Below are 10329 nucleotides of genomic sequence, written 5' to 3' on the forward strand. Positions count from 1 at the left end.
GGCGATGGATTAAGCACGCAAGAGTGGCCCCGGGCGGCCGCCGCGGTGGAACCACGCGGCGATCCGGGGGTTGATGAGACAAGATTTAAAAGGGCGGGCAGCGCATGACGAGATTTTTTCAGTCCAACCGGGTGGTGGAGTGGCTGGCCAAGGGCATCCGCACGGGAAACGCCAACCGGCTACCGGTAGCGCTTTTCGCGATCCTGACGCTCGGCGTCTATGTCTTCATCGAGATCGCCGAGGAACTGGCCGAAGGCGAGATGCGCCGGATCGACGAGATGCTGTTCCTGAGCCTCAGGGTGCCGGGCGACGCGTCGACTCCGCTGGGGCCGGCCTGGCTGCAGGAGGCCGCCGTCGAGATCACCTCGATCGGCGGATATCCGCTGATCATCCTAACACTCGCCGCGGTCGCGGGGTTCTTCATCGTCACCAGGCGCTACGCGGCGGCGGCCTATGCGGTGCTGGCGGTGGGCTCCGGCGCGCTTCTGAGCCAGACTCTCAAGCAGTATTACGGCCGCCCGCGGCCCGACCTGGTCGATCATCTGGACACCGTCCACACGCTGAGCTTTCCGAGCGGCCACGCGCTGGTGACGACGGTCGCCTATCTCACGTTGGCCTCGCTGGTGATCGGCTTCCTTCCCGACCGGCGCGCGCGGATCTACGTGCTGTCGGTGGCGGTGTTCGTGGCCTTCATCGTCGGGCTGAGCCGCGTCTATCTCGGGGTCCACTGGCCGAGCGACGTGGCCGCCGGCTGGGCGCTGGGCGCGGCCTGGGCCAGCCTGTCCTGGCTGATCCTGCATCTGCTCGATCAGCGCCGCAGCAGCCGGATCCGGCAAAAGGAGACGTCATGACCCCATCTTCCTTCCACGATACCGGCTGGCGCGACTGGTTCAAGCGCTTCGCGCGGCTCGGCTATGGCGCGCGCGGCGCGGTCTATCTGCTGCTGGCCTTCTTCACGCTGAGCGCCGCCCGGACCGCGGGTGATGGCGGCGACGCCGAGGATGCGGTGCGCTTCATCACGGAGTCCACGGCGAGCGCGATCCTGACGCCGCTGCTGATCGTCAGCCTGGCGGGCTATTGTTCCTGGCGCCTGGTCCAGGCCGTGTTCGACACCGACGACCACGGCGCCGGCCCGAAAGGGCTCGCGGTGCGGGCCGGACTCGTCGGATCGGCGGTCACCTACGGGTTCCTGCTGCTCTTCACCTTCTCGCTCTGGTGGGGCGCCAATCTGTCCTCGGGCGGGGGCTCCGGCTCGAGCGACGGTTTTTCCCGCACCGCCGCCGCCTTCATCGGCGCCGGCCCGGTGTCGCTGATCCTGAGCTGCCTCTTCGTGATCGTCGGCGCGGCGCATATGTGGAAGGCAGTCCGGCGCAAGTACCGCAAGCGCATCGAGGCCTCCGAAGCCGTGATGAAATGGATCGACGTCGCCGCCATTGGCGGGCTGTTTTCGCGCGGCATGATCTTCCTGGTCATCGCCTTCCTGTTTCTCAGGCGCGGGCTCGCCGGCGAGCAGGGCGAGGCGAGCCTTGCCGATGCGCTGAGCTTCATCTCGAGCCTGCCCTTCGGCGCGTGGCTGATGGCGGCGACCGGGGCCGGGTTCTTTCTGTTCTCGCTCTATTCATTTTCGGAGGCGATCTGGCGGCGTGTCAACGTCCGCATCGACTGAATGGACCAGCCGGGGGACCCGGCGGATCGATTGCTGTTGCCGGCGGTCACGACGCGCCGCCTCGGGCTGGTAGAGGATCTTCTCGACCACGAGGCGGTCGGGCGTCGCTCCGTTCGGCCCCGGAAGACTTATCCCCGCCCCCTGGGTCAATCCCAGGCAGGCCAGGCCCCGCAGCGTGGTGAGGGGCAGGCAATGCCCCACCGTTCCGTCGAGAGCGCCTTGAGTCAGGATGGCGGCCCGCGACGGGGTGTCGCCGATGCGGTATTGCAGCCGCGTGTTCAGGGTGACGACATCGGAGCCGATGTCCTCGCAGAACACCACGACGGCGAGGTCGAGCTTGTGTTTGAGCAATCGTTCGACCGTCTCGCTCAGCCGGTGGCGGCGATCGTAGAGGGCTTCAAGGATCAGGATATCCTTGGTGGTGAGCGTGCATTTCTGGTTTTTCCACATGGGAGAACTCCGTCCGCCCCGGCTTGAAGGGCGCGGTTGATCGATCGATGAACTCCGTCGCCCCTGCATCGGCGCAAAGCCGGTGCAGGGGAGCGGATCCTGTCAGAAGGAACGCTCCCAGTGGATGTGAAAATGCGAACACGATTGCGCTCATCGGTCGACGCCTGCCTCTTCGGTCTGCGTGACTTCGATCACCGCGAGATCGTGGATCCTGCCGGTGCGGGTCGCGTAGCGGATGGATTGGCCCGCCTTCAGCCCGATCAGTGCCGTGCCGACCGGCGTGGTGACGGAGATGCGGCCGTTTTCGATATCCGCGGCGCCGGGATAGACAAGCGTCACGGTCTTGCCTTCGCCGCCGTCGGAGCTGTAGGCAACGCGCGAGCCCATGCGCACGATCGCGGCATCTATGGCCTTGTCGCTGACGATCCGCGCGCGCTCGATTTCTTCGCTAAGGCCGGCGGCGACCTCGGGATTGCGTTGCGCGAAGGCGGCGGCGAGGTTGCTCAAGCGCGCGTAATCACCTTCGCAGATGGTTATTCTGGGCTTGCGCCCGAGGGTGTGGTGCATTGGACTGTCCACGCATTCGCTTAGCCCGGCCGATAAGGCGGGGGCGGTTCAAAAGAAAGATCTGGAGTTTGACGCCGTTAACGCGAGGACCTGAGGATGTCGGGTGACAGATCTTCATGCCCGCATTGCATGCCCCGCGGTCCGGGGCGTCTGATGCCGGACCGAGGGTCAGATTTCCGCGATGGGAAAGGCCCTGAAAAAGCGTGCGGTGTGGGTCCGGTGCGTGGTCATGATCCCGATGTGGGACATGCAGGCGGCGATGTCAAGATCCCGCCGGGGCGGGGGACAGCCCGGCGTCGCCGGGGCCGGCCGTTGAAAATTATCCGGTCCCTTCATCTGAGCTTGAAGCCGGTCGCCGGCTGCGCTAAGAGCTTGGTCATGACGATGCACGCAACACAGAAGAACTGGTGGTGGGTCCGCTCCTAGGCGGCCTTGACCACGCGTGTGCGTTTGAGATCAACAAGCCGCCCGGGACCTGAAAGGTCCGGCGGCTTTTTTGTTTGCCCCGCCGGATCCCACTCACCGGCACGGTTCAAACGGAGCTTTGAAATGGGCACGACTGTACTTTCAGACGGCGCTGCGCGGTACGTCACGCGCGGCGGGGTGGCGGTGACACGGCGGCGGCGCGAAACGCCTTACGCGGATGCGGTCTCCGATTACGTCGATGCGCTCGACAGCCGGCGCGGCGCGGTATTCTCGTCGAACTACGAATATCCGGGCCGCTACACCCGCTGGGACACGGCCGTGGTCGATCCGCCGCTGGGCATCTCCTCGCAGGGACGGCGGCTGAAGATCGAGGCCTATAACGGCCGCGGCGAGGCGCTGCTCGCCATTCTCGCAGGCAGCCTTGCCGGTCACGCGGAATTCGCCATCGCCGCACGCGCGCCACGCCTCATCGAGATCGATGTCGCTGAGCCCGACCGGGTGTTTTCCGAGGAAGAGCGCTCGCGCGCGCCGACGGTGTTTTCGGTCCTGCGCGTCATCGTCGACCTGTTCCATTCGGAAGAGGATGGCAATATCGGCTTCTACGGCGCCTTCGGCTATGATCTCGCGTTCCAGTTCGACACCGTCCCGCAAAAACTCACCCGGCCCGACGACCAGCGCGACCTGCTGCTGTTCATGCCCGACGAGATCCTGGTGGTCGACCACCATGCCGCCAAGGCCTGGATCGACCGCTATGATTTCGCGCTCGACGGCGTGAGCACCGAGGGCCGTGACGCCGCGGTCGCGGCCGAACCGTTCCAGCCTGCCGACCGCGTTCCGGCGCGGGGCGACCACACGCCGGGCGAATATGCCGACCTGGTCAAGCGCGCCAAGGAAAGCTTCCGGCGCGGCGACCTGTTCGAGGTGGTGCCGGGGCAGACCTTCTTCGAGCGCTGCGAGGCGCGGCCGTCGGAGATCAGCCGGCGGCTCAAGGCCATCAACCCGTCGCCCTATTCGTTCTTCATCAATCTGGGCCACCAGGAATACCTGGTCGGCGCCTCGCCCGAGATGTTCGTCCGGGTCAACGGCCGGCGGATCGAGACCTGCCCGATCTCCGGTACGATCAAGCGCGGCGACGACGCGATTTCTGATTCCGAGCAGATCCTCAAGCTCTTGAATTCGAAGAAGGACGAGTCCGAACTCACCATGTGCTCGGATGTCGACCGCAATGACAAGAGCCGGGTGTGCGAACCGGGCTCGGTCAAGGTGATCGGCCGCCGGCAGATCGAGATGTATTCGCGCCTCATCCACACGGTCGACCATATCGAGGGCCGGCTGCGCGACGGCATGGACGCCTTCGACGGGTTCCTCAGCCACGCCTGGGCGGTGACGGTGACCGGCGCGCCGAAGCTCTGGGCGATGCGCTTTCTTGAGAACAACGAGAAGAGCCCGCGCGCCTGGTATGGCGGCGCCGTCGGCATGGTCGGCTTCAACGGCGACATGAACACGGGGCTCACGCTTCGCACCATCCGCATCAAGGACGGCATCGCCGAGGTCCGCGCCGGCGCCACGCTGCTGTTTGATTCCAATCCCGACGAGGAAGAGGCCGAGACCGAACTCAAGGCCTCGGCCATGCTCTCGGCGATCCGCGACGCGCGGCTCGGCAATGCCGGATCGGTCGGCCGGCAGACGGCGAAGGTGGGCGAGGGGGTCTCGATCCTGCTGGTCGACCATGAGGATTCCTTCGTCCATACGCTCGCCAATTATTTCCGCCAGACCGGGGCGAAGGTCACAACCGTGCGCGCGCCGGTGACGGACGATGTGTTCGAGCGGGTGTCGCCGGACCTGGTGGTCCTGTCGCCCGGACCGGGCAGTCCGAAGGATTTCGATTGCGCGGCGACCATCCGGAAGATCCGCGCCCGTGAGCTTCCGGTGTTCGGCGTGTGCCTGGGCCTGCAGGCGCTGGCCGAGAGTTTCGGCGGAACCCTGCGGCAACTGGCGGTGCCGGTACACGGCAAGCCGTCCAGGATCCGGGTCTCGCCCAACGGCATCATCTTCTCGGGCCTCGCCAAAGAGGTGACGGTCGGCCGCTACCATTCGATTTTCGCGGACTATGCCACACTCCCGAAGGAATTCCGTGTTACCGCCGAAACCGATGACGGGGTGGTGATGGCGATCGAGCATGAGAGCCTGCCGGTGGCGGCTGTACAGTTCCATCCCGAATCGATCATGACGCTCGGCCAGGACGCCGGCATGCGGATGATCGAGAATGTGGTGGCGCACATGGCGCGGCGGAAGAAGGTGGAAGCGGCATGAGGCAGGGCGTGGGAATGAAGAGGGTGGCGGCGATGCTGGCGGCCGCGACGGTCGTCCTGGCCGCCGGTCTCGCCCCGGCGCGGGCGCAGACCGACGCGGAAATCCAGGCCGGGCGGGAACTGGTCGAGGTCAATTGCGGCAAGTGCCATGCGGTAGGCCCGGCCGACGCCAGCCCGCACGAGGCGGCGCCGCCGTTCCGCGACCTGTCCGAGCGCTTCCCCATGGATGCGCTCGAGGAGGCGTTTGCCGACGGCCGGATCTATTCGGACCATCCCGACATGCCCGAATTCATCGCCACGCCGGAGCAGGTCGACGCGATCATCTCCTATATCGCCTCGTTGCAGGATTAGGCCCGTTGCCCCAGGCTTCCAAGATCGTCCGCCGGCTGGCCTTCTGGTCGATCCCGCTCGCCCTCGGCGTGATGGGGCTGAAATTCATTGCCTGGTATGTGACCGGTTCGATCGCGCTCTATTCCGACGCGCTGGAATCGATCGTCAATGTGATCGCGGCGCTCGCGGCCTTCGTCGCCATCGGCTATGCGCAGAAACCGGCGGATCTCGACCATCCCTACGGCCACCACAAGGCCGAGTATTTCTCCGCCGTTCTGGAAGGCGTGCTGATCGTCGTCGCGGCGCTGCTGATCGTCAACGAGGCGGTGGGCGGTCTGCTCGCGCCCAGGCGGATCGAGGCGCCGGTGTTGGGCCTGGCGGTGAACGGGCTTGCCGCGACCATCAACGCGGTCTGGGCGGCGGCGCTGCTGCGGATCGGCCGGCGGCACCGTTCGCCGGCGCTGCAGGCGGACGGCCATCACATCCTGTCGGACGTGGTGACCTCGGTCGGCGTGATCCTCGGGCTCGGGCTGGCGCTCGCCTTCGACCAGCCGCGGCTCGATCCGCTGCTGGCGCTGATCGTCGCCTTCAACGTGCTGTGGCAGGGCTGGAAGGTGATCGCCTCGTCCGTGGACGGGCTGATGGACCGGGCGATCGACCCGGTGGATGAAAAGCGCATCCAGGACATCATCAAGGCCGAGGCCGACGGCGCCATCGAGGCGCACGACATCCGCACCCGCATGGCGGGCCGCGTCTCCTTCGTCGAGTTCCACCTGGTGGTGGACGGGTCGATGAGCGTCGAGAAATCCCACCGCATCTGCGACCGCCTGGAAGCCGCGCTCGCCAAGGAGCTCGAGGGCGTGCGGGTGATCATCCATGTCGAGCCCGGCCACAAGGCCAAGGACGAGGGCGTGCGGCTGGGCGAGGCCTGAGCCCCGCCATCGGCGCGAGCTAAACCCTTGCGGAGCGGCCGTCAGCCGCCGAACCGCTCCAGCGCCATTTGGAACACATCCGCATCGACATTGCCGCCGGAGATGGTGACGATCACGTCGTCGCCCTCGATCTCGCCCGCATGGAAAAGTGCCGCCGCGAGCGCCACGGCTCCGCCGGGTTCGGCCACCAGCTTGAGCCGGGAAAAGGCCAGCGCCACGGCATGAAGCGCTTCGTCCTCGCTCACCGCCACGCCGGGGCCTGCGAGCCGCGCCAGGATCGGGAAGGTCAGGTCGCCGGGCTGCGGTGTCAGGATGGCGTCGCAGAGCGAGCCGGACATCCGGTCGTTGCGCTCGATGATCCCCGAGGCGAGGCTTCTCGCCATGTCGTCGAAGCCTTCGGGCTCAGCGGACCGCACCCGCAGGCCCGGCGCATCGGCTTCCAGCGCCAGCGCGATGCCGGAGGCAAAGCCGCCGCCGCCGCAGCAGACGATCACATCGGCCTCTGCGATGCCTTCCGCCGCGGCCTGCCTGGCGATCTCGAGCCCGCAGGTGCCCTGGCCGGCGATGACGAAGGGCTCGTCGAAGGGCTTGATCAGGGTGAGTGGACGCTCGCTCAGCACGCGCGCGCTGATCGCGTCGCGATCCTCCGTCGCCCGGTCGTAGAGCACCACCTCGGCGCCGAGCGCCCGTGTGTTGGCGATCTTCATCTGCGGCGCGTCGGACGGCATGATGATGACCGCGGGCACGCCGTGCCGGGCGGCGGCCAGCGCCACGCCCTGGGCGTGATTGCCGCTCGAGAAGGCCAGCACGCCCTTAGCCCTCACGTCCGGGTCCATCGCCGAGACCGCGGACCACCCGCCGCGGAACTTGAAGCTGCCGGTGTGCTGCAGGCATTCGGGCTTGATCCAGACTCGGCGTCCGGCGATCTCGTCGAGGAACGGGGAGGAGAGCAGCGGCGTGCGCCGGACGTGGCCCTCAAGCCGTGCGTCCGCCGCGCGGATCATGTCGATGTTCATCCGGTCGTCTCCTGTGAAGCGCTTGCCGCAATGCTATCCGCGCCGCGAGCGGATCGCCAGCCCGTTCGACCGTTTGCCGGACCCTGCGGCCGACAAAAACGCCGCGTGACGAGGATCACGCGGCGTGTGTCGGGCAGACGAACGAATGTCCGCTTATGCGGCGTGGCTGTAGAGCCGGTTGTTCAGCAGCAGGCCGCCATTGGTCCGGCTGATCGTCTTGGCGATCGCCAGCACGCCGAGGTCGACCAGCGGCTCGAGGATGACGACCAGCATGTAGGCTCCGCCGAAGGAGGCGATCTGCGCCAGATTCTCGGCGCCGAAGCCATGGCCGTAGAGCGCCCAGAAGCCGACCCACATGACGATGCCGCCCTGATAGCTGGTCGACAGCGCCAGCGCCTGCTTGTAGCTCACGTCCTTGTAGGCGGTGCCTGTCGGGATGATGCGCTTGGCGATCAGCGACATGGCGTAGAGCGGCACCACCAGCGTGGTGACGTTCATGCCGTATTGCGGCAGGTCGAAGGGGGCGAAGAACAGGCCCTGGACCAGCAGGCCGAGAGCCAGACCGATCGCCGCGGGACCGGCGCCGAACAGGAGATAGAGCGTCGAGCCGAGGATCAGGTGAACTTCCGACACGCCCACGGCGTGGTGCGGAAACACCTCGAAGAAGGTGAAGACGAGAAGCGTGGTGAAGACCGAGCGCAGGGCCAGGGCCGCCGCGCCGCCATCCTTGCGGATCGTGTCCATCGACATCTTCAGGGTAAGCCCGGCAGCGGCAGCCGCCGTTGCATAGCTCAGGACAATTTTGGCGCCGTCGACGACGCCGGGTTCGATATGCATGTGAAAGCCCTTTCTGCACCCATCGTGCAAGAGGTTGGATTTGGCCGCCGCGAACGCGGCGCCCGGTATCCGGGCAGGTCTCCTGGCTCGCGCTTTTGCCTGTCATCCGCCTTCCCGGTCTGACCCAGTGGCATCATGGATGCGGCTCACGCTCACAGTTGCGAGGGCAGCCACGGATCGGGCCCTGTTTCAGGTCGTCCCTACCGTGTTCCCCTTTAATCCCGAAGGCTTGGCCTTCATGGAACCCGAACCGCCCGAGATTATTTCGCGCCGCACACGATGGCAATCTGAAAAACGACGTCCGGCGACGGTCCTGCTGCTTCTGCCGTTTCGGGGAGGCGCGATTACGGGTCGAATTGTCCCTGAATCCGGCGGCCCGTGATGGCAGGGAACCGGCGTGAGGGTGAGCCTTTTTGCTGCGCTGCAGCATGAATTGTCGCTTTCGCCTTGACACGGACGCAATTGTCAGGCCTAAGGGGTGCAACTGGATAGGGGCCAATCGGCCGCTGCACGCCTCCCTCGCGATGAGCGTGTTCTGACTTCCCCTAACGTCCACCTTGAAATTTCGCGTCGGCCAGCGGCGATGCGCCCAACCCGAACTCCTCCGATCACGGCGTGTCCGTTGTCAGGGGACTATTTGTGATCGGGCATGGTCCGCGAACGGCGGCGCCTCAGGCGCACGCCCCGACGTATTGCCCAAAACCTCGAAAGACATTCCATGACTTTTTCCGAACTCGGCCTGTCCAAGGCCCTTCTCGATACGCTTGACGGTCTCAACCTGACCACGCCGACGCCGATCCAGGTGCAGGCGATCCCGCTTGTGCTCGAAGGCCGCGACGTGATCGGCCTGGCCCAGACCGGCACCGGCAAGACCGCCGCCTTCGCGCTGCCGATCCTGCACCGGCTGGCGCCGGGCAAGAAAGCCGCGCCCAAGAAGGCCCGCGCGCTGATCCTGTCGCCGACCCGCGAACTCTCCGCCCAGATCGCCAAGAGCGTCAAGGACTACGGCCGCAAGCTCAACATGACCTCGACCGTCGTGGTCGGCGGCGTGTCGATCCGTCCGCAGATCAAGGCGCTGTCGACCGGCGTCGACATCCTCATCGCCACCCCGGGCCGCCTGATGGATCTCATCGAGCAGCGCGCGGTGTCGCTCAATGAAATCGAAGTCGTCGTGCTCGACGAGGCCGACCAGATGCTCGACATCGGCTTCATGCCGGCGATCAAGCGGATCCTGGCGATGACGCCCGCGACGCGGCAGACGCTGCTGTTCTCGGCCACCATGCCCAAGGAAATCCGCGAGCTGTCGTCGCGGCACCTCAAGAACCCGACCGAAGTGTCGGTGGTGCCCGCCAAGAAGACCGCCGACCGGGTCGAGCACACCGTCATGCACATGCAGACGCCCGCCAAGATGGGCGCGCTGGCAAGCCTGATCCGCGACCGCAAGGGCGAGCGCGTGATCGTCTTCACCCGCACCAAGCGCGGCGCCGACAAGGCCACCAAGCGGCTTGAGGCCGACGGCATTTCGGCTGCCGCCATTCACGGCAACAAGTCGCAGGGCCAGCGCGAGCGCGCACTCGCCGGCTTCCGCGCCGGCACCGTGCCGGTGCTGATCGCGACCGACATCGCCGCCCGCGGCATCGACGTGCCGGGCGTGAGCCTGGTGGTCAATTACGAACTGCCGAACGTGCCGGAAGTCTATGTCCACCGCATCGGCCGCACCGCGCGCGCCGGCGCCGCGGGCACCGCCGTCACCTTCTGCGCGCCCGACGAACGCTCGCTGCTGCGCGACATCG

10 protein-coding genes and 1 riboswitch are annotated in these 10329 nt (G+C 66.5%); of the genes, 6 read left to right on the forward strand and 4 right to left on the reverse strand.

The genetic code is table 11. The features are described from left to right. The first annotated feature begins 104 nt into the window (after window positions 1-104). Together LL06_RS24040 and LL06_RS26615 are read left to right on the forward strand one after the other, a co-directional pair. Entirely contained in the window at window positions 105-851 is a 747-nt protein-coding gene (locus LL06_RS24040) for a phosphatase PAP2 family protein (RefSeq protein WP_052161881.1), read from the forward strand. Then, window positions 848-1666, forward strand: a complete 819-nt coding sequence (locus tag LL06_RS26615; protein WP_052161882.1) for a DUF1206 domain-containing protein — start codon at window positions 848-850, stop codon at window positions 1664-1666. The genes LL06_RS24040 and LL06_RS26615 overlap by 4 nt, the downstream gene beginning before the upstream one ends. On the opposite strand, the gene LL06_RS24050 is transcribed toward LL06_RS26615, so the two are convergent. Beyond that, window positions 1619-2116: a hypothetical protein gene (locus LL06_RS24050; protein WP_052161883.1), complete on the reverse strand. Its 498-nt coding sequence runs from the start codon at window positions 2114-2116 to the stop codon at window positions 1619-1621. The two genes, LL06_RS26615 and LL06_RS24050, sit on opposite strands and share 48 nt — an antisense overlap. 150 nt (window positions 2117-2266) lie before the next feature. Beyond that, a complete protein-coding gene (rnk, locus tag LL06_RS24055; protein WP_035533079.1) occupies window positions 2267-2683 on the reverse strand; it encodes a nucleoside diphosphate kinase regulator in 417 nt (138 codons plus the stop codon). A 549-nt stretch (window positions 2684-3232) separates the two neighbouring features. On the opposite strand from rnk, the gene LL06_RS24060 reads away from it, so the two are divergent. Genes LL06_RS24060 through LL06_RS24070 form a run of 3 tightly spaced genes read left to right on the forward strand, consistent with a single transcriptional unit; the run spans window position 3233 to window position 6683 of the window. Next, the gene (locus LL06_RS24060; protein ID WP_035533081.1) at window positions 3233-5422 is read left to right on the forward strand and encodes an anthranilate synthase; all 2190 of its coding nucleotides are present in this window, start codon (window positions 3233-3235) and stop codon (window positions 5420-5422) included. 14 nt (window positions 5423-5436) lie between these two features. Then, the gene (locus tag LL06_RS24065) at window positions 5437-5772 is read left to right on the forward strand and encodes a cytochrome c (protein WP_035533083.1); all 336 of its coding nucleotides are present in this window, start codon (window positions 5437-5439) and stop codon (window positions 5770-5772) included. Between the two features lie 5 nt (window positions 5773-5777). Next, window positions 5778-6683 carry a cation diffusion facilitator family transporter gene (locus LL06_RS24070; RefSeq protein ID WP_035533085.1) on the forward strand — a complete coding sequence of 302 codons (906 nt, stop codon included), beginning with the start codon at window positions 5778-5780 and terminating at the stop codon, window positions 6681-6683. Between the two features lie 41 nt (window positions 6684-6724). On the opposite strand, the gene LL06_RS24075 is transcribed toward LL06_RS24070, so the two are convergent. Next, window positions 6725-7699, reverse strand: a complete 975-nt coding sequence (locus LL06_RS24075) for a threonine/serine dehydratase (protein WP_035533088.1) — start codon at window positions 7697-7699, stop codon at window positions 6725-6727. A 153-nt stretch (window positions 7700-7852) separates the two neighbouring features. Next, window positions 7853-8536, reverse strand: coding sequence for an energy-coupling factor ABC transporter permease (locus LL06_RS24080; RefSeq protein ID WP_035533090.1), 684 nt, complete (start codon window positions 8534-8536; stop codon window positions 7853-7855). Between the two features lie 54 nt (window positions 8537-8590). After that, window positions 8591-8800, reverse strand: a riboswitch (cobalamin riboswitch). Between the two features lie 454 nt (window positions 8801-9254). Here LL06_RS24080 and LL06_RS24085 point away from each other — a divergent pair. Next, on the forward strand, window positions 9255-10329 hold a 1075-nt coding region (locus LL06_RS24085), incomplete at its 3' end, for a DEAD/DEAH box helicase (RefSeq protein WP_035533092.1).

The sequence above is a fragment of the Hoeflea sp. BAL378 genome (genome assembly GCF_000759435.1).
Lineage (GTDB): Bacteria > Pseudomonadota > Alphaproteobacteria > Rhizobiales > Rhizobiaceae > Hoeflea.

Excerpts from the sequence above, each read along its gene's own strand:
- LL06_RS24040 (WP_052161881.1), top strand. The coding sequence starts at position 105 with ATGACGAGATTTTTTCAGTCCAACCGGGTGGTGGAGTGGCTGGCCAAG.
- LL06_RS26615 (WP_052161882.1), top strand. The coding sequence starts at position 848 with ATGACCCCATCTTCCTTCCACGATACCGGCTGGCGCGACTGGTTCAAG.
- LL06_RS24050 (WP_052161883.1), bottom strand. The coding sequence starts at position 2,116 with ATGTGGAAAAACCAGAAATGCACGCTCACCACCAAGGATATCCTGATC.
- rnk (WP_035533079.1), bottom strand. The coding sequence starts at position 2,683 with ATGCACCACACCCTCGGGCGCAAGCCCAGAATAACCATCTGCGAAGGT.
- LL06_RS24060 (WP_035533081.1), top strand. The coding sequence starts at position 3,233 with ATGGGCACGACTGTACTTTCAGACGGCGCTGCGCGGTACGTCACGCGC.
- LL06_RS24065 (WP_035533083.1), top strand. The coding sequence starts at position 5,437 with ATGAAGAGGGTGGCGGCGATGCTGGCGGCCGCGACGGTCGTCCTGGCC.
- LL06_RS24075 (WP_035533088.1), bottom strand. The coding sequence starts at position 7,699 with ATGAACATCGACATGATCCGCGCGGCGGACGCACGGCTTGAGGGCCAC.
- LL06_RS24080 (WP_035533090.1), bottom strand. The coding sequence starts at position 8,536 with ATGCATATCGAACCCGGCGTCGTCGACGGCGCCAAAATTGTCCTGAGC.